This window comes from Dehalobacter restrictus DSM 9455 (assembly GCF_000512895.1).
In the GTDB taxonomy this organism is placed as follows: Bacteria; Bacillota; Desulfitobacteriia; order Desulfitobacteriales; family Syntrophobotulaceae; genus Dehalobacter; species Dehalobacter restrictus.
The window spans coordinates 2,724,412-2,743,897 of the sequence record NZ_CP007033.1 but is presented as its reverse complement, the minus strand read 5'-3'; the positions used below and the strand labels follow the sequence as shown (position 1 = coordinate 2,743,897).

Sequence of the window (19,486 nt, the reverse complement as noted above, 5' to 3'; positions counted from 1 at the left end):
TCCGCAAAGTCTTCTCAACAAATAATTGCTATTGTATAACTAGGAAAATCGTCGGAGGAGACCAATCCATGCAGAAAAGCATTCACCTTAAAAAAAGTGAAATCATCGTTGAAAAAATACTCCTTCTCAGCGCTGTCGCTGCTATTTTTATCATTGCGCTGATCGCCGTATTTGTCATCATTTCGGGTTGGCCTGTTTTGCAGAAAACAGGATTTTTTGATTTTGTCCTCGGAACAACATGGGATCCAACCCATGGCATCTACGGGATCCTGCCGATGGTGGTCGGGTCCATACTTGTAACTTTGGGAGCGCTTGTCCTGGGAATTCCTTTCGGGGTCGCAGGAGCCATCTTTATGGCTGAGATTGCCCCGCCTAAAGCTGCTAAGCTGATAAGACCTGCAATCGAACTGCTGGCTGGGATTCCATCCGTTGTCTACGGTTTTTATGGCCTGGCAGTCATTGTTCCTTTAATCCGGAACCATTTTGGCGGAACAGGTTTTAGCATTTTGGCAGGATCCCTGATTCTGGCCATCATGATCCTGCCTACCATCCTGAATCTCTCCGAGACTGCGCTGCGCGCGGTTCCCAGCGAATATAAAGACGGATCCTATGCGCTGGGGGCCAATTACTGGCAGACTATCAAATGGATATCACTGCCTGTAGCCCGTTCGGGCATCATCACAGGGGTCGTCCTTGGCATGTCAAGAGCAATCGGGGAGACCATGGCTGTCATCATGGTCACAGGCAACGTGACGCGTATACCCGGAACTTTATTTGACCCGATCCGTACGCTCACAGGAAATATCGTGATGGAAATGGGATATGCCTCAGGGGAACATCAACAAGCGCTATTTGCCACCGGTATCATCCTATTTATCTTTATCATGATCTTAAACCTGATCGTACAGTTTGGTGCAAAAGGCAGGTGGCAATAATGAAAGCATCAGCCCGGCTGGAAGAAAAAATAGCAAAATTATTGCTCTGGTTGTTTGCGATCTGTACGCTTCTGGTTTTGTTCAGTATTATCGCGCATATTCTGATCAACGGAATCAGCGGGCTAAGCTGGGATTTTATCACCCAGGAACCGAAGCGGATGGGCAAGGAAGGCGGGATTTTTTCCATCATTATCGGCACCATCTACCTGACAGTAGCAGGCATTGTTCTGGCAACACCTATAGGGGTTGGTGCAGCCATCTACCTGACGGAGTACGTAAAAAAGGGCCGGCTGGTACAAATCATCCGTTTTGCCACAGAAGCACTGGCTGCTGTACCTTCAATTATTTTCGGTTTATTTGGATTTGTCCTGTTCGTCATTACCCTGAAGATGGGATGGTCCATTCTATCAGGTGCGCTGACACTGGCATTTATGGTCCTGCCGACCATTATCAGAGCTGCTGAAGAAGGCATTAAAACAGTGCCGGACTCATACCGTGAAGGCAGTCTTGCGCTTGGTGCAACTAAATGGTATACCATACGAAAAGTTGTTTTGCCTTCGGCGCTTCCCGGAATTGCAACCGGTGTTATCTTGGGGATTGGGAGGGCAATCGGAGAAACAGCGGCAGTCATCCTGACCGCAGGCAGTTCCTTAGGATTGCCGACTTCAATACTTGAACCAACCCGGACGCTTTCCGTTCATCTCTATATTTTAGCGTCGGAAGGAATATCGGCCAAGAATGCCTATGCAAGTGCTACCGTGCTCATTATCGTGATCGTTATCATAAATTTTTTGGCCAATAGTCTTATGGGAAGGCTTGCAGGACGAAACGGCCAGAGTCACTGACAGAGAGATGTGGTAATCAATGTTAGCTAACTTAACAGAAACAAATAATAAAATGGTAACCAAAGACCTGGAATTGTATTATGGAAGCTTTCACGCTTTACACGCAATAAGCTTACCAATCCTTGCGAATCAGGTTACTGCGCTGATTGGACCCTCAGGGTGCGGCAAGTCCAGCTTCCTGAAAACGCTAAACCGTATGAATGACCTGGTCGAAGGAGCAACCGTCAAAGGAAATGTATATCTCGACAATAAAGATATTTATACCTCGGATATTGATCCGGTAACACTCCGCAAACGAATTGGAATGGTTTTTCAAAAGCCGAATCCGTTCCCGATGTCGATCTTTGATAATGTTGCCTATGGACCGAGGGCCCATGGCCTGAAAGATAAGCAGAAACTGAGTGAAATTGTTGAGAAGAGCCTTAAGGAAGCAGCTCTCTGGGATGAAGTCAAGGACCGGCTGAACCGTTCAGGGCTGCAATTATCCGGCGGGCAGCAGCAGCGGCTTGTCATTGCGCGTTTACTGGCTGTGCAGCCTGAAGTACTGCTGATGGATGAACCGGCATCGGCTTTGGATCCGATTTCCACGGCAAAGCTGGAAGACCTGATCCTTGATCTTAAAGAACAATACACCATCGTTATTGTTACCCATAACATGCAGCAGGCCGCCAGGATTTCAGACTACACGGCATTTTTCCTGAACGGGGAAGTCATAGAATACGGCGTTACGAAAGAACTGTTTACCAAGCCTCTGGACAAAAGGACTGAGGACTATGTCACTGGAAGATTCGGATAAGGAGGAAATGTATTATGACCCGAAATTCATTTGCAACATCGTTGGAAGAACTGAGCCATGATGTCCTCATGATGGGTAATCTCGTGGAAAACGTCATCAGCTCCGCAATGAAATCACTTGAGGAAAGAGACTTGAAACTGGCAGAGAAGGTTCTGGCGGACGATGATATTGTGGATAATTTTCAGCTTGAGATCGAAGACAAATGTTTAACCATGCTAGCCCTGCAGCAGCCTATGGCCGGTGATTTGAGAACCATCGGGACCGCGCTGAAGATTGTTACCGACCTCGAACGCATCGCCGACCACGCTGTCGATATCGCGGAAGTAACGATTAAATTAAGCGATGAGCCTTTGGTGAAGCCGCTGGTCGATATTCCTAAGATGGCAAAACTGGCGCGGGAGATGCTCAGAGACAGTATCATTGCGTATACGAATAAAGATTTAAAAATGGCGCAAAGCCTGGCAGTGAAAGAAAAAGAGGTAGACCAACTATACAGGTTGGTCTATGAAGATCTATTGCATTTAATGCAAAAAGACCAAAAAAATATTTCACAGGGTATCAATCTGCTGCTCGTTGCGCTTTCCTTAGAAAGGGTAGCCGACCATGTGACAAACCTGGGTGAATGGACCATCTATCTGGCTAGCGGCAAAAGAAAAGACCTGAATGATGATAATCTTGTTGATATGGAATGATCAATCTGCAATGATTGATGTTGAATGATAAATCAATTCGCATAGAGGGATATTTTTCCACAAAGTTATCCACAGCCTACACACAATTGTGAATAAGTGTATATACAGGTATATAGTTTTACATCAATAACGCTGTCCTAAAGCGAGAGATTCCATGTATTCATCCTGGAAAAGCTCTTCGGTGGACAGCTCGATATGTTCGGCATCCCGGGCGAGACGATTTGCTCTGCTCATTTCAATGGTCGAAAGCAGGGCCATCTGGGCACCGTTGCCTGCAGCGTTGCCGATAGATTGGATTTTTTCGACGGGGACCTGCGGCAGGAGGCCAATGCCAAGGGCGCTTTCTTTGGCGATATAGTTGCCAAACGCGCCTGCCAAATGAATCATTTCAAGATCGTCCGGTTTGACACCGAGATGGATCATCAGGATCCGGACCCCTGCGAGCACGGCACCTTTGGCCAGCTGAAGTGCGCGGATATCCATTTGGGTGATCGTGATATTTTCCCCAGTGGCCGATTCTTTCCAGGCCAGGACAAACTCTCGGATCCCATTGTCATTCAGGATTCTGTCCCGAAGTGCCGGTGGTAGTTCAGAGGCGCTTGCGTGGTCGATGATGCGTCCCCGCGAATTGATAATCCCGGCTTTGTGCATTTCGGAAATAGCATCAATCAAACCGGAGCCGCAGATGCCACGTACAGATTCATTTTCTTTGCCGATGACCCCAAGTTCCACGTCGTCCGTAATCTTAACACGTTCGATTGCTCCGTCGGCAGCTCGCATGCCAAATTTGATTCCGGCACCTTCAAAGGCCGGACCGGCTGCAGTAGAACAGGTCAGAATTCTTCCCTTTCCAGCTAAAACCATTTCCCCATTCGTTCCGATATCGATAAAGAGATGAATGCCTTTCAATTGGTCAATCTTCCCCGAAAGCATGACACCGACCGTATCGGAACCGACATAGCCCGCGACAATCGGCAGGACGGTGACTGGTGAATCGCTTAGAATCCGGAGTCCCAGCTCGGAAGCCTTGACGGTAACCGCCTGGCGGAAACCCGGGATAAAAGGTGCAGGACCCAGATAGGTTGGGTCAATACCGAGGAATAAATGGCTCATTGTGGTATTGCCGACGACAACAGCTTGGTAAATCTCCTCGGGGGCAATGCCTTTCTGCCTGCACATATTGGCGATGATCTGATTTAAACCTTCGACAACCTGTATCTGCAGTTGAACCAAGCCGTCGGGGTGATCTGAGGCATAGTTGATTCTGGAAATGACATCAGCTCCCGCGCCCTGCTGAGGATTGGTTATTGCCTCACGCGCAATAATTTTTCCGTTGTTTAGATTCATCAAATAAGCCACCACGGTCGTAGTTCCAATGTCAATGGCCAAGCCGAAGGTTCGGTCCAGCGTATTTCCGGATTCGACAGCCAGCAGGTCATTTCCGGCAGTAACAGCCGTAACCTGGAAAGAAGCATCACGCAGAATTCTGGGCAATTTGGCGGCAATCCCGCGGTTAAAACGCAGCGAAGCAGCCGATGCGGGAAGCCCTGCGGCCAAACGTTCCCAATCGGAACGCTGATCTGAAGTGCTTGGAACACTCACGTGTACAGCATGTTTGTGTACCAGCGGTACAAGTTCAAAGACACGGTTGTCATCTTCAAGTCGTGTTTTGCGGTCAAACACATCTTTTTGTTCGATCAGGATGATCTGCCTGTCGGATTCGACAGTTCGTTTGCAGGCCAGGACAACACCAGCGTCAATTTGTTCAGCACTTAAGAATTTTTTTTCTTCCGGCAGCGGTTCAGTACGGTCTTCCGGGGGCAGGATGACGCGGCATTTGCCGCAGGTTCCTTTGCCGCCGCAGGCACTATGAAGATCTACGCCGGCAGTGATTGCCGCTTGAAGTATGGTACTGCCGGATGGAACTTTCACGACGCATTCGTCCGCTTGGCAGGCGGATTTTTGAAAAGTGACATTGACCATTTTCACCATCTTGGAACGATGCTTATCCTGACTCATTTGCTGAAACCCTCCCCAGTTATTGAGTGTACTTCTTATATACCCCAAGGGGGTATATAAGAAGTACACGTTAAATTCCCTTTGTTTGTCAACAATTACAGGATGTACAATTATAGCTATACAAATAATTGAATAATCGCTAAAATATACATTGGTATTGCGAATCCGTACTTATTTATTCCGATTTATTTAAGAGGAGAATCATCAATGAATCTAATTCAAATTGCAGCAGGCCCGGTTATCGGCGCTATCATCGGTTATGTCACAAACTACATTGCGGTTAAGATGCTCTTTCGGCCCATCAACCCAATTAAAATTGGGAATTGGGCATTGCCGTTTACTCCCGGCATTTTTCCAAAGAGAAAGGGGCAGCTTGCCAAAGCATTGGGCAATGCGGTCGGGAACAACCTTTTAACCAGTAAAGATGTAGAGAATATGTTCTTGTCAGAAAACATAAAAAACGCAATCGTTCAGGAAATTGGCAGCTCACTTTATGAAATGGATGAGCATCATACCCTAAAAAATATCTTCGCTGGGTTTGTTTCACAGGATGCCTATCAGGTTCTGAGAGAACAAGCCGAAAACATCATTTGCAGCAAGATCATGTCCGGAGTCTCTAAGATGGATATCGGCACAGTCATTGTGCGGGAGGGCAGACGCGCGATTAAGGAAAAGGTTCATGGCACAATGCTCGCGCTGATGGTCAATGACCAATTAATTATGTCTGTGGCTGCTCCGATCGGAGCAAAGGTTGACGCATACATCCAGGAAAACGGCCAGGATATGATCCAGTCCATCGTGAGAGAAGAACTGGCGGTTCTTGAGAATCAACCCTTAGCGGCATTCATGCAAAAAATTGAGATTGAGGAAAGACATCTTACCGGTATGGTTGACAGAATCTATTCGGTATTCGTGCAGAAAAAGCTTGGAGGCTATATCCAACAGTTTGATATAGCCGGTGTTGTCGAAAAAAAGGTAAATGATATGGATGTTCTGGAGATTGAGAGACTTGTGCTTTCGGTAATGAAAAACGAGTTGAACGCTGTTGTTAATCTGGGAGCCTTGATTGGTTTCGTGATTGGGCTGTTGAACTTATTATTAAAATAAATTATTTGTCGACAGCCACTGAAATTAAAGGAACAACCTGTTTCTTTCTGGAAACGATGCCGGGCAGGCAAACGCTGTTTTCACCCAGATCAACGTTAAAAGCAAGCGAGATTAATTCTTTTTCTTCTCCGGAAAATAAGACTTCTGAGGTCTGGTCAAGAATATCGGTCACAAAAAGCATCAGCAAATGATAGCCTCTTTCGGCACAAAGCTGTTTCATGAACGCAATCAGTGAATCTTCCATCTCCGAGATCTTTTCCTTGTCCATGGTGAAGACCTGCCCGATTCCAATCCTGTATTTGCCAAAGGTATAATCTTTGAAATCCTGATAGAATATCTCCTTGAGTGTTTTTCCCTGCAGAGAAGAGCCTTCTTTGAACATTTGATTGGCGTACTTGTCCATATCGTCAATCCCGGCTATTTCGGCCAGCTTTTCGGCCGTCATCCTGTCGACGTAGGTACTGGTCGGAGATTTGAATTTCAGCGTATCGGACAGGATGGCGGAGCAAAGAATCCCGGCGATGCTCTTCGAAGGACGAATTCCCATCTCAAAAAACATATTGGCAACAATGGTCGAGGTACTGCCTACCGGTTCGTTGCGAAGGAAAATCGGACTGGCCGTCTGAATATCACCGAGTCGATGGTGATCGATAATCTCAAGGATTTCTGCCTCTTCAATGCCATTGACAGTCTGGGATTTTTCATTGTGATCCACCAGAATAACGTTTTTCTTTCTCTGTGAAATCAAATGATATCTGGAGATGAATCCTTGGATCCGGTTGTTGTCATCAACAATTGGATAGCTCCGGTATCTGGTTTTTAACATTTTATCCTGAATATCATCAATAAAGTCATCAATGTTAAACGATATAAGGTTCTGGCTGGTCATGACGGCACCTACCGGTATGCTCTGATTCACCAGCCTTACGGTCGTATAGGTGTCAATCGGAGTCGTCAACAAAACAATATTCCTGCTGCGGGCTTCTTCGATCAACTCTTGTGACGGATCCCCGCCGCAGGTGAGGATCAGGCAGGTGGTACCGTATTCCAGAGCTTTCAACTGGATATCCAGCCGGTTTCCCGTGATCACAATATCACCCGGCTCAACAAACGAATGCAAATCATCGGGTTCAACAGCAGCAACCACAACCTTGCCGGTCGTCTCGAAATCTTCCTGGGAACCGCAGATCAATGTCGCATTCAGCGTTTCGGCGATATTGCGCAGGGTCGTTCTCGTTGAAGCGATGGTGTTGTTGTCCAAGGCATCCATATAATTATTGGTAATATCGGATAGGGTTACAATTCCTAAAAGTCGCTCATGATCATCAATAACGGGAATCGTTTTGATATTGTTTTTTTTCATAAGGTGCCAGGCTGTTTTAATCGAAATATCCGGTGATACGGGAAAAGCCTGATCAACGTTTAAATCTGCCACCTGGGTTTTGACTGTAAAAAGATGTTCCGGAATTTCAACGCCGAAATGCTTCAGAACAAATTCAGTTTCCCGGTTAATATCACCGAGCCTTTTGGGCACAGCATTCACACCGAGCTTTTTTTTAAGTTCCGCGTAGGCGATTGCAGAACATATGGAATCTGTATCCGGATTCTTATGCCCGGTGACAAATACTAATTTATCCATCCTTTATTCTCCTATTCTTTATCCGAATCTATTTCCCTAAATTCTATCCTATCATTGTATAATAAAAAGTATAAATTCAAAAGAAGCAATCTTCAAAGCAATCTTCAAAAGCCGTCTTCCCCAAATACCAACAAAGCTCATTTACAGATCAACGTTAGCATGATATGCTTAATTTATGAATAAAATAAAGACAGTTCGAAATCCATCCTGTCTCTAAACAAAACTAGGACCACTACCGTCTTGGGTAGTTTTTTGTTTGGAGAGCAGCAGCTCTTTTTTTGTTTCTTGGGGAGGTTGCATGATATGTACATGTTGAAGGTGGAAAACAGTTTTGACAGCGCGCACTTTCTGGCAGGCCATCCAGGCAAGTGCCGGAACATTCATGGCCACAGCTGGCGAGTGGTTGTGGAAATTGAATCTGAAACACTCGCAGATGAAGGAGAAGCCAGGGGGATGATTGTTGATTTCAGCCAGCTGAAAGCGGATCTCAAACAGCTGACGGATGACTATGATCATGCCTTGCTTGTGGAAGACGGAACGCTGCGAAAAAGTACGCTGGAACATCTTATTCAGGACGGCTTCCGGGTCATTGAGGTGCCTTTCAGGACAACAGCCGAAAATTTTGCCAGGTGCTTTTACGAGGCTTTGACGGGTAAAGGATATCAAATGACCAGGGTCAGTGTGTTTGAAACGCCCGCGAATTGCGCAGTCTACGAAGGCAGATGGTGATTTAAGATGAAATACAGGGTTGCAGAAATTTTTTCAAGCATTAACGGAGAGGGACCGCGGGCAGGAGAACTGGCTGTTTTTGTCAGATTTGCCGGGTGTAATCTGCAATGTACTTACTGTGACACCCGCTGGGCTAATGAAGGGGGTGTTTCTTACCGGGAAATGACGGGAGCGGAGCTCTATAAACAGGTCCTGGCCACAGGTATAAAGAACGTCACGCTGACAGGCGGGGAGCCGTTGATACAACCTGGTATTGCAGCGCTGACCGACTTGCTGTGCCAGGATCCGGCACTTTCCGTCGAGATTGAAACGAATGGCAGCGTCAGTCTGAAGCCCTTTTGCACAGAGGCTGACCGCCGTCCGGGATTTACGATGGACTACAAACTTGCTTCGAGCGGTATGGAGGACAAGATGGTTTTAGCAAATTTTGAGGTCCTGACATGCCGGGATGCCGTGAAATTCGTGGTTGGCGATCAAAACGATCTGGCAAGGGCGTGCGAAATCATAAGTGCCTACGGCCTGATCAAGAAAACTGCGGTATTTATCAGTCCTGTTTTTGCACACATTGCGCCGTCTGAGATCGTTAAATTTATGATTGTGCATCAAATGGAGGGGGTGTGCTTGCAGCTTCAGCTACATAAAGTGATCTGGGATCCGGAAAAGAGAGGAGTATAAGCCATGCAAAAAAATGAAAAAGCTTTGGTCATTTTTAGCGGCGGCCAGGACAGTACGACCTGTCTTTTTTGGGCCAGACAGTTATTTGCAGAAGTCATTGCCCTGTCCTTTGATTATGGGCAAAAACACCGGCTGGAATTGGATTGTGCCAGAGAAATATGTGCTAAGCACCAGATTGAGCATCATCTGCTGGATCTCAGTTTATTAAATCAGCTTGCACCGAATTCGTTGACCAGGCCGGAGATTGAAGTTGAGAAAAATTCGCCGCCCGACCGGTTACCGAACACATTTGTGGACGGCAGGAATATGCTCTTTCTGTCGTTTGCAGCTGTTTTTGCCAAACAGAGGGGAGTAAGACATTTGATCACCGGCGTTTCTCAGAGTGATTACAGCGGTTATCCGGACTGTCGGGATATTTTTGTTAAGTCCCTGAATGTAACCCTTAATCTCGCCATGGATTACGAATTTGTGATTCATACCCCTCTGATGTGGATCGACAAGGCGGAAACCTGGAAACTGGCTGACGATCTCGGTGTGCTTGCAATGATTCAAGAAGAGACATTGACCTGTTATAACGGTATCAAAGGTGATGGGTGTGGGGAATGTCCTGCGTGTCTACTGCGGAAAAAGGGATATCAAAGATATTGCAGCGGAATGAAATAAATGAGCTTTTGACACGACAAATTGCGCAATACTTTTTCATTCATTTCAGCTATAATTAAAATATTATGCCTCACATCGTGCGAGGTATAGAATCGGAATGTCCAGGGTAGAGTATCATTACCAGCGGGTGAGGTGATTGTATTGTGACGTCACAATGGCAGAAATTCCGGGAATACTTTTATTTCGATAATGAACTGGGAATCCAGGTGGATGTTAGCCGTTCAGGATTTCCGGATACGTATCTGGATGACATGGAAATACGCCTGCAGGACATGTATTGCCAGATTCAGGCCTTGGAACAGGGAGCGGTTGCCAACCCGGACGAGCAGCGGATGGTTGGGCATTATTGGCTGAGTGATCCGGAATTAGCTCCGCAGCCGGAAATAGGCGCGGCAATCAAAGATACCCTGCGCCGTATTCTATACTTTGCGCAGGATGTTCATGCGGGTACTATATGTGGTCAAAAAGGACGCCCTTTCCGGAACGTCATTATTGTTGGCATTGGCGGATCTTCCTTAGGACCGCGTTTTGTTTCCGAGGCGCTCGGAAACAAAGGTGATCCCTGTTCGCTGTACTTTATCGATAACACAGATCCTGACGGTATGGATCGTATTTTTGCTGAGCTGGATGCTAAGGCGGATGCAACATTAACGATCGTAATCTCCAAAAGCGGCGGCACGGTTGAAACCCGCAACGGAATGGAAGAAGTTCGTCATTTTTACGTAAGCCGGGGGTTGGACTTCAGCCGTCATGCGGTCAGTATCACCCAACCAGGAAGCAGACTGGATCAGATACGGATTAAAGAGGATTGGCTGGACGCTTTCCCGGTTTGGGAATGGGTTGGCGGGCGGACTTCTGTCTTGTCCGCTGTGGGGCTGCTGCCGCTGGCTTTACAGGGAATTGATATTTGTGGCCTTTTGGACGGGGCCAAGAAATGCAACTCCCTAACCAGGAACACGGATACGAAAAGCAACCCTGCAGCCCTGACTGCCTTGGCGTGGTACGTTCTGACAGGCGGCAAAGGCGGGCAGCAGATGGTTATCCTTCCTTATAAAGACCGTTTGGAGCTTTTCCCGAAATATCTTCAGCAATTGATCATGGAGTCTCTGGGAAAAGAAAAGGACTTGGACGGAAATATTGTCCATCAGGGAATTACAGTACTTGGAAATAAAGGAACAAGTGATCAGCATTCCTATATCCAGCAGCTGCTGGATGGGCCCAGTAACTTTTTTGTGACCTTCATCGAAGTACTGAAGGACAGGGATGGAGACTCAATCCTGATTGCCGAGGAAAGCACCAGCGGTGATTATTTACAGGCTTTTCTGCTCGGCACGAGGAATGCCCTGTCAAACAAGGGCCGAAAATCAATTACGCTGACAGTGAGAGACCTCAGCCCCGTAACGATCGGAGTATTAATTGCCCTATACGAACGTACGGTGAGTATGTATGCCCAGCTTGTGCATGTTAATGCTTATCACCAACCGGCTGTAGAAATGGCTAAAAAAGGTGCGCAGGAAATGATTCAATTAAAGAACCTGGCCCTGCGTGTTCTAAGGGCATGTAAAACCGGAGGGTTAACGGTTGAAGAAATTGCATTGGAAATTGAAGCAGACGGGTCTGTAGTAGACCGCGAAATGCTCTATAAAATTCTTAAGCATCTTGAAGCGAATCGGGGAAACAGGATTATAAGTCAAAAGAGCGGCAGTGAATTTGAGGCTTTATACCAGGTTGCGTCTGATCAACAGTGAGGAGAAAAGTAACATGTATTCAGAGCAAAAGTATGACAGCACCTTGAAATTTTGGATGGAGAATGATTACTTTGACGAACTCAGCAGAAGGGAACTGGCGGAAATAACCGACCTGAAGGAGCTGGAGGACCGATTCTATACGACTCTGGAGTTTGGAACCGGCGGCATCAGAGGGGTTCTCGGCGCAGGAACCAATCGCCTGAATCGTTATGTTATTCGCAAAGTTACACAGGGATTGGCCGACACGATCTTGGAGCATGGACCAGAGGCGTGTCAGCGAGGGGTTGTCATTGCGTATGACAGCCGCTATTTTTCCGAAGATTTTGCACTGGAAGCAGCGTTGGTACTGGCAGTGAATCAGATTAAAGTCTATCTGTTTGAAGGTCTGCGGCCGACGCCTGAGCTTTCATTTGCTGTCAGGTATCTTCAGACAATTGCCGGCGTAAATATCACGGCCAGCCATAATCCAAAGGAATACAACGGCTATAAGGTCTACTGGGAGGATGGCGGGCAGCTGCCGCCTGCTCCTGCTAAGCAGATCATTACCAAGATGGCTGAAAGAGAAGACTGGAGAATTGTGCCGGCAGACCGAATCAAAGCCCTGGAGGAAGGGATGGTTCAGATGGTAGGAGATCAGGTGGATGCTGCCTATCAGGCTGAGATACTTCATAGTCTGCTGAATACAGAACTAACACAAACTTACGGTACAAAGCTGAACATTGTCTGCACGCCGCTTCATGGAACCGGCGGCATCCCTGTTCAAAGCATCCTTAACAAAATGGGCTTTACGGCTTTCCGGATGGTTGCAGAACAGGAACAACCTGATCCGGAATTCCCGACGGTGAAATCCCCGAATCCGGAAGATCCGGAGTCGTTTGAGCTTGCTTTAACACTGGCAAAAAAGACACAGGCGGACCTGGTACTGGCCACCGATCCGGATGCAGACCGCCTCGGAGCATATGCCCTGGACAGAAATGGTCAGTATTGCCGTTTTACCGGTAATCAGATTGGCGTAATCCTGGCGTATTATATCCTGGATCAAAGAAGACGAAACCACAGACTGCCGGACAATGGCGTGATCGTCAAGACGATAGCCTCTACGGACCTGGCCGAAGCAGTTGCGGCTGATTTTGGCGTCAAAACAGTGAATGTGCTGGTCGGCTTTAAATATATCGGAGAAAAGATCAAAGAGATGGACGTACAGGGCTGGGGGACATTTTTGTTTGGCTTTGAAGAAAGCCATGGTTACCTGGCCGGTACGTATGCCAGAGATAAGGATGCAGTCCAGGCTTCTGCGCTGCTGGCTGAGGCGGCATTGTATTACAAGCAGATAGAGAACAAAACCTTACCGGATATACTGGCGGAACTTTTTGCGCGTTACGGCACTTTCCTCGATGAACAGGTCGCTTTTGCGCTGAGCGGCAAAGAAGGCCGGGAACGGATTGCCGCTGTAATGGACAGACTGCGGATGGCAAAGCCGCTTTCTGTTGCGGGGCTCAGCGTACGGTTTATTGATGACTATCAGCAAAATGTCCGGTGGGATGCGCTGGAGAATAAGACGGAAGAAACCAATCTTCCTCGGGAGAATGCGCTTCGCTTTTCCTTTGAAGGGGGAGGATATGTCATGGCAAGACCTTCCGGTACGGAACCAAAAATACGTTTTTATTTCTGTATCAAAGGTTCTACCAGAGCTGAAGCGGATGCTACCTTGGCACGTGTCAAAGCGGAAGTCTTCACCCTGATTAATGACCTGATGGTTTGATTGTGCTAGAATACATAAATTGTAAGAATGATATAACCGTGGTTATCCGATGATCTGTTTACAGAGAATTGTCAAGTGAAGGGAGGTAAAGGGCTTGCAACACTATCTTGTCTCTCCGGAGGGCCTGAAAGAAATAGAATCACAACAGATTCCGGCAGAGGGAAAGTTTAGCATAACCCTCTTCAATGCTGAGGAATGGAAGCTCCTGAACGGGCACTTGGCATTTGCCGGATCTGCAGAGATCGACCGTGTTCTGGGAAATCTGAATCCGCAGGGGAATAGCTTTAATCAAAGATTTGAACGTCTGCACCCTTCTCTGTTTTTTATTGGTTACAGCGATTTTGCTGATGACACCAAAGAATTTGCGATCTACTTTTTTCTGTCGGCGAATGATATGACGATACTGCGCAATGACCGGCTTGAGCTGTCGCAGATCAATGACTGGGCCCGGAGAGGGCTGCTTACGACACCTTCCGATCTGGCGCAGCTCCTCGGCATGGAAATACTGGAACATCATCAGCGCCAGCTGGAATTACTGGAAGATGATGTGGACCGGATTGAAGAAAATATCCTGGAAACTCCTGAAAGATGGCAAAGAAGTGAAATAATTAACCTTCACAAAAAAATACTCGGATTAAAGAAGTCACTGAATGCGCATCAGACGATTTTCAGCAGACTGGCAGCCATGGATAATCATGATCAGGGGAAGCCATCATGGAAAGACCTGGTTGCCGATACCCAGCAGAAACTTGAGAATGCACGGCAGACTCATGAGCTGATTGAAATCCTAATGGAAGCCTACCAGCAGGCCATTGACAACCGGGCCAATGATATCATGAAAGTTCTGACGCTTCTGGCCACGATCCTGCTGCCGATTAATCTGGTTACCTCCTTCTTTGGAATGAATTTTGAAGCAATGCCGCTGATCCACTCGCCTTTGGGGATGCCGCTCTTTTTCGGTGTATCCGTGTTAATTGTGACAGCAGTACTTATCCTGTTTTGGCGTAAACACTGGCTGAGATAAAATCCGATGCACGCATGGAAAACCAAATCCATTCATTGAGAAAAAACAACCATTGAGGTTGTTTTTTTTACATTCTGTAGAAGATTCTCCCAACAGAAGACTTAATGAGATAATCTTATGTTATCGCAATGTAATTGAAAGAATCATACAACGGCTTTTGCTGAAAAGTAAGGTTTATATAGGGGGTCATATAATGAATTTAGTTAATCGAAAAGATGATCATGATTTTTTAGACAAACATAGACTGAGTCAGAAAAACAAATTTATCATCTGCTTGTTATTTATTGGGATCCTGGTTTTGGTGCTGTTTTTTGGTAATTTAAATACAGCTCCGGGAATTATTATAGGGAGTATAATGGCTGTCGTCACGTTGCTGATGCCGCTGATCTTTGGGTATACCGGCCTTGTGGTTACGCTGATATACAGCATCATAGGGATCACTGCTCCATTCAGATTCGGAATAATACAAGGTGACCCATATTATTTTGCTATTGCCGTGTTCATCCTGGCTAACTTTTTGGGATCTGCGATTATTGCCATTGAAGTTGAACGCAACAAAAAGACCCAGAAAGTACTTGAGACCCTTTCTGTAACAGACGGTCTGACAGAGATCTACAATCACAGGTATTTTCAGCAAAGGCTTGACGAAGAGATTGCGAGGGCGACCAGAGCCAATCGTACGCTTGTCTTGTGTATGATCGATATTGATAACTTTAAGATGTACAATGATTCCTATGGCCATTATTTCGGTGATGAAATACTAAGAAAAACAGCCAGGCTGATCCAAAACACAACGAGAAAGTCAGATATTGCCTGCCGCTACGGCGGGGACGAATTTGCAGTAATTTTGCCTGATTCCGGCGTCGAAGAAGTCCATTTTGTCATGGAAAGACTTAAAGAAGCATTTTACAGTCTGCGATTTTCTTTCCCGGATTGTCACGTTACAAGAACTTTAACGCTTTCGGTCGGTTTCTCAATTTTTCCTGATCTGGCGGAAAATAAAGATCAACTGATTACCCAGGCTGATGCTGCCCTTTACCAGGCCAAATATCAGGGCAGAAACACAATCCAGCTTTATAAAAATTAATATAAAGCATACTGTATATGTTGCCCATTTATTTAAAATACGCAGTACTAGAATGAATATTTGCCATTGGTCGTTTAAGATGAAAAGGGAAATAAATAAAGCTAAAAAAAGAACTCAAAAAAGGAATAAAAAAGAAAATGTCGAATATACCCGAGAATAAAAAGGAAAATTATTCATTTTCTGGTCCGGACAGATAAAATAGAAAGGAAGATATGGCAAGAATACTTTTGGTTGATGATGAACCGATGGTGCTCAACGCTTTAAAGCGTATCCTACATTCCCGGGGATACGAGCTGTTTGCCGCAACGAACTCGGAAGAAGCGCTGGATTTTCTGCAAAAAAGCGCGATAGACGTGATCATTTGTGACCAAAATATGCCGGGAATGCTGGGTATTGATCTGTTAAAACGTTCAAGAGAAGAGTACCCGGATGCCGTCAGAATTTTGATCACTGGTTCGTCAGACATTAATGTTGCAATTTCAGCGATTAATGAAGGCAGTATTTATTATTACCTCACCAAGCCTTGGGAAAACGAAGAAGTTATTTCAGTGGTAGAAAAAGCCCTTGCCGATAAACCTGAACACTTCTATCCGGAACGCAAAATGGAACAGGAGATCAAAAAAATCCCTGTATGGGAAGATGAAACCATTATTCTGATTGACCTGTCGGAGGTTATTTATTTAACGGCAGTTGAAGGGGATATTGTTGTTATCACCGAAAAAGGAAAATATCAAAGTCCTGACTCTTTAAATTCGTGGGAGAAGAAGCTTGGATCCGGCAGCTTTTTTCGGTGTCATCGAAGCTATATTGTCAATATCGATAAAATTGAAAAAATCAGTCCCTGGTTCAACAGTGCGTATAATTTAAAGTTAAAAGATACCAAAGAATATATTCCTGTGAGCAGAAATTCCACAAAAAAACTGAAAAATTTATTTGGGTTATAAAATAGCCAGAAACGGGAGCGACTATGAACCGATACTCTAAAATGAGAACGATACCTGATGTTCTGTCCTCGCTTCGCGAAACGCAAGATGCAAATCTGATGAGCTATTATGAAAATATCATAGTCAGTATGTATACTTCTGTGCTGCTCTTATTGGCAGCACTTGTTAATTTTGTTTTCCGTTATTTCTATCTTGCCACCGACTGGCAGGCATGTTCCATAGATAGTCTGGTCTTGCTGGTTTTAGCGCTGGGATTTCACGTTGTCCCGAAAATGGACTTGGATATGGAGCGGGTAACCTGGATGATCTCGGGGCTGTCCTCTGTGACACTTCTGTTCTTAACTGTCAGACTATATGATATTATTGGACAGGCTTTATTAACATTTGCTTATATTCTGCTCATGCTGGCTATGATGAGGGTTACCCGCATCATGATGGCTACGACTACCGTTACAGTATTACTATCCATGGTCTATATCATTTTTCATTCTTATCTTGCTGGATATTATCAGATGACGATGTTGTCTTATGTGATCCAGCTGTTTTTATTTGTAGTCTTGACGATCGTTATGGCGGCTGTATATAGTGTCAATATCGGCCGTTACCGCAAACTGGGAATACAGCTTCAGGAAGCAGTCTGCCAGAATGAGAAAATTACCGGATTGTATCAGCAAAATATTGCCTCAGATGAAGAATTGAAAAACACAATCAGCCGCCTGAACCGGACACAGGAACAGCTGGTCCAACAAGAGAAGCTTGCTGCGATTGGACAGCTTGCTGCCGGGGTTGCCCATGAAATCAATAATCCGCTTGGTTATATTTCCAGTAATTTTGAGACCTCCCGTCTTTATTTTGATCAGTATACCAATATGATCAGTGCCTATCACAGCTTCTTGGAGAAGCTGCCGCCAAGTGAGAGGGATAGGCTTGCCCCGCAGATAGAGAATTTGAGAAAGCTTGAAGAAACCAGCAACCTGAAACATATCTCAACAGACCTGGAAGATTTATTTTATGATATTGAGGATGGTCTTAAACGGATCAGTGAAATTGTAGCCGGACTCAAAACGTTTTCCAGAGCGGATCAAGGCAATGAGTTTGAAGATTATGATCTGAATAACGGTTTGAGGAATACACTTTTGGTGGCTAGAAATGAGATTAAACACCATGCCAGGGTGATCGAACTGTTTGGGGAGCTTCCTTTGATCCAGGCGAAGGGTAATCAGGTCAATCAAGTGCTCTTGAACATTGTCCTAAATGCAGTTTACGCCATCAAAGCAAAAAAACCGGAGACGCTTGGCTCTATCATGGTTAGTACAGAAGTCGCCGGTGATTTTGTACAGTGTCAGATCGAAGACAATGGGACAGGGATCCATAAGGAAAACTTGAAAGAAATATTCAATCCGTTTTTTACGACAAAACCTGTGGGGCAGGGTACGGGGCTTGGGCTCAGTATTGCCTACGATATTGTTGTTAATACGCACGGAGGGCAGATTTCAGTTCAAAGTACGCCGGGTGTAAGTACGAGGTTTATGATCCAGCTGCCCATCAAGCAGCAGCTGGAAGCTGGAACAGGTGAAGAAAATGAATGAAGCCATTTTATTTGTTGATGATGAAAAAGCAATATTACGGGCGCTGAACAGGGCCTTTTTGGGCAGCAGCTATGAAATCCTTACTGCAGAAAGCGGTGAAGCGGCTCTGGAAATTCTTCGAAGAAAAAAAATTGATCTGATTGTAACGGATGTCAATATGCAGGGGATGGACGGCTTTGAGCTTTTGACACGGGTCAAAGAAAAATATCCGTCGACGATCAGACTCGTTTTAAGCGGGCATGTCGATAAAAGCATGCTTTTGAAAATACAGCAGAATTGTTTGGCAAAACATTATCTGTTTAAGCCGTGGCAAAACAAGGACCTGCTCAGGACCATTGAACAGGTTTTGGAAGTGGAAAAGATTTTGAAAAACCGAAATCTTCTTGAAATGATCAACAAAATCGAATTTCTGCCATCCCCACAGAATGTCTTCAATAAATTTAATTCTCTGATCGAACAGGATGCGGGCATGAAGGAAATTGCAAAAACAATCGAAAGTGATCCTTCCATAACCGCGAAAGTATTACAGGTAGCAAACTCTGCCCACTTAGGGGTAAAAACAGGTTCGGTCATCCAGGCTATCAATTATTTGGGACTGACGGATGTCAAAAATATTGTTTTGAGTGCCTGTCTGCATCAGGAAACCAAAGGAGAAAAGAATGCGCGTTACCAAAGAGATATCGCGATGCTTTGGCTTCATGCCGTAACGACCAATACCATTCTGAATGTTTTTTACCAGAAGATCCATCACAAGAAAATGCCAGAATCGAGTTCAATGGCCGGATTACTGCATGATGTCGGCAAAGTGGTTCTGCTGAATAATTTTTGGGACGAATATATGCGGGCAGTTGAGAAGAACATGGGTAACCGGGATTTATTCCACTATTATGAGCAAATCGAATTTACGGATGTATCCCATGGGGAGATTGGCGGCCATTTGTTGGATTGGTGGGAGCTTCCGTATTCAATTGTGGAGTCCGCTCTATTTCACCACTGTCCGCTTGATGAAAAGGTTATCGACAAGGAAATGGTTGCCTTAGTGCATATTGCCGATATTTATTCCTGGAAAAGCATCCACAAGGCGGAGTCTGCACAAGTCGATCCGCAGGTGCTTGGTTTCCTGGGTATTAACAAAGACGATCCTGATCGTTTTTTGGACGAGGCTGGGATTCGCCATCCATCGTAAAAAAACAACCATTCAGGTTGTTTTTTTACATTTTGCGGCAAATTGT

At 45.6% G+C, this 19,486-nt stretch carries 17 protein-coding genes; 15 read left to right on the top strand and 2 right to left on the bottom strand.

Translation table 11 applies throughout. The features are described from left to right. Positions 1-68 precede the first annotated feature (68 nt). From pstC to phoU, 4 genes are read left to right on the top strand one after another with little or no spacing between them, the layout of a single operon-like run. Positions 69-935 carry a phosphate ABC transporter permease subunit PstC gene (gene pstC / locus DEHRE_RS13105; protein ID WP_019224616.1) on the top strand — a complete coding sequence of 289 codons (867 nt, stop codon included), beginning with the start codon at positions 69-71 and terminating at the stop codon, positions 933-935. After that, on the top strand, positions 935-1,780 hold the full coding sequence (gene pstA, locus DEHRE_RS13100) for a phosphate ABC transporter permease PstA (protein WP_019224617.1): 846 nt from the start codon (positions 935-937) through the stop codon (positions 1,778-1,780). Before pstC ends, pstA begins: the two co-directional genes overlap by 1 nt. Before the next feature lie 19 nt (positions 1,781-1,799). Continuing rightward, a complete protein-coding gene (gene pstB / locus DEHRE_RS13095) occupies positions 1,800-2,576 on the top strand; it encodes a phosphate ABC transporter ATP-binding protein PstB (protein ID WP_019224618.1) in 777 nt (258 codons plus the stop codon). 14 nt (positions 2,577-2,590) lie between these two features. Beyond that, on the top strand, positions 2,591-3,268 hold the full coding sequence (gene phoU / locus DEHRE_RS13090; protein WP_019224619.1) for a phosphate signaling complex protein PhoU: 678 nt from the start codon (positions 2,591-2,593) through the stop codon (positions 3,266-3,268). Between the two features lie 123 nt (positions 3,269-3,391). On the opposite strand, the gene DEHRE_RS13085 is transcribed toward phoU, so the two are convergent. Then, a complete protein-coding gene (locus tag DEHRE_RS13085) occupies positions 3,392-5,287 on the bottom strand; it encodes an ASKHA domain-containing protein (protein WP_019224620.1) in 1,896 nt (631 codons plus the stop codon). A gap of 207 nt (positions 5,288-5,494) precedes the next feature. Here DEHRE_RS13085 and DEHRE_RS13080 point away from each other — a divergent pair, with 207 nt between their 5' ends. Next, complete coding sequence (locus DEHRE_RS13080; RefSeq protein WP_019224621.1) at positions 5,495-6,394, top strand: DUF445 domain-containing protein; 900 nt, start codon at positions 5,495-5,497, stop codon at positions 6,392-6,394. A gap of 1 nt (position 6,395) precedes the next feature. Here DEHRE_RS13080 and DEHRE_RS13075 read toward each other — a convergent pair whose 3' ends face one another. Beyond that, on the bottom strand, positions 6,396-8,033 hold the full coding sequence (locus DEHRE_RS13075) for a putative manganese-dependent inorganic diphosphatase (protein ID WP_019224622.1): 1,638 nt from the start codon (positions 8,031-8,033) through the stop codon (positions 6,396-6,398). A 303-nt stretch (positions 8,034-8,336) separates the two neighbouring features. Here DEHRE_RS13075 and queD point away from each other — a divergent pair, with 303 nt between their 5' ends. The 10 genes from queD (at position 8,337) to DEHRE_RS13025 (ending at position 19,440) form a co-directional block, all read left to right on the top strand. Further along, complete coding sequence (gene queD, locus DEHRE_RS13070) at positions 8,337-8,762, top strand: 6-carboxytetrahydropterin synthase QueD (RefSeq protein ID WP_019224623.1); 426 nt, start codon at positions 8,337-8,339, stop codon at positions 8,760-8,762. A gap of 6 nt (positions 8,763-8,768) precedes the next feature. Beyond that, positions 8,769-9,437 carry a putative 7-carboxy-7-deazaguanine synthase QueE gene (gene queE / locus DEHRE_RS13065; protein WP_019224624.1) on the top strand — a complete coding sequence of 223 codons (669 nt, stop codon included), beginning with the start codon at positions 8,769-8,771 and terminating at the stop codon, positions 9,435-9,437. A gap of 3 nt (positions 9,438-9,440) precedes the next feature. Beyond that, positions 9,441-10,100, top strand: a complete 660-nt coding sequence (gene queC, locus DEHRE_RS13060; RefSeq protein WP_019224625.1) for a 7-cyano-7-deazaguanine synthase QueC — start codon at positions 9,441-9,443, stop codon at positions 10,098-10,100. Positions 10,101-10,243: 143 nt separating this feature from the next. Beyond that, entirely contained in the window at positions 10,244-11,848 is a 1,605-nt protein-coding gene (locus DEHRE_RS13055; RefSeq protein ID WP_019224626.1) for a glucose-6-phosphate isomerase, read from the top strand. Positions 11,849-11,861: 13 nt separating this feature from the next. Next, complete coding sequence (locus DEHRE_RS13050; RefSeq protein WP_019224627.1) at positions 11,862-13,610, top strand: phospho-sugar mutase; 1,749 nt, start codon at positions 11,862-11,864, stop codon at positions 13,608-13,610. A 94-nt stretch (positions 13,611-13,704) separates the two neighbouring features. Continuing rightward, positions 13,705-14,634, top strand: a complete 930-nt coding sequence (locus DEHRE_RS13045; protein ID WP_019224628.1) for a magnesium transporter CorA family protein — start codon at positions 13,705-13,707, stop codon at positions 14,632-14,634. Positions 14,635-14,827: 193 nt separating this feature from the next. Beyond that, positions 14,828-15,721 (top strand): GGDEF domain-containing protein, encoded by an 894-nt coding sequence (locus DEHRE_RS13040; protein WP_025206209.1) that lies wholly within the window; start codon positions 14,828-14,830, stop codon positions 15,719-15,721. A 212-nt stretch (positions 15,722-15,933) separates the two neighbouring features. Beyond that, entirely contained in the window at positions 15,934-16,665 is a 732-nt protein-coding gene (locus tag DEHRE_RS13035; RefSeq protein WP_025206208.1) for a LytTR family transcriptional regulator DNA-binding domain-containing protein, read from the top strand. A gap of 41 nt (positions 16,666-16,706) precedes the next feature. Next, positions 16,707-18,254 carry a sensor histidine kinase gene (locus DEHRE_RS13030; protein ID WP_242836975.1) on the top strand — a complete coding sequence of 516 codons (1,548 nt, stop codon included), beginning with the start codon at positions 16,707-16,709 and terminating at the stop codon, positions 18,252-18,254. After that, on the top strand, positions 18,247-19,440 hold the full coding sequence (locus DEHRE_RS13025) for an HDOD domain-containing protein (protein WP_025206206.1): 1,194 nt from the start codon (positions 18,247-18,249) through the stop codon (positions 19,438-19,440). The genes DEHRE_RS13030 and DEHRE_RS13025 overlap by 8 nt, the downstream gene beginning before the upstream one ends. Positions 19,441-19,486 lie beyond the last annotated feature (46 nt).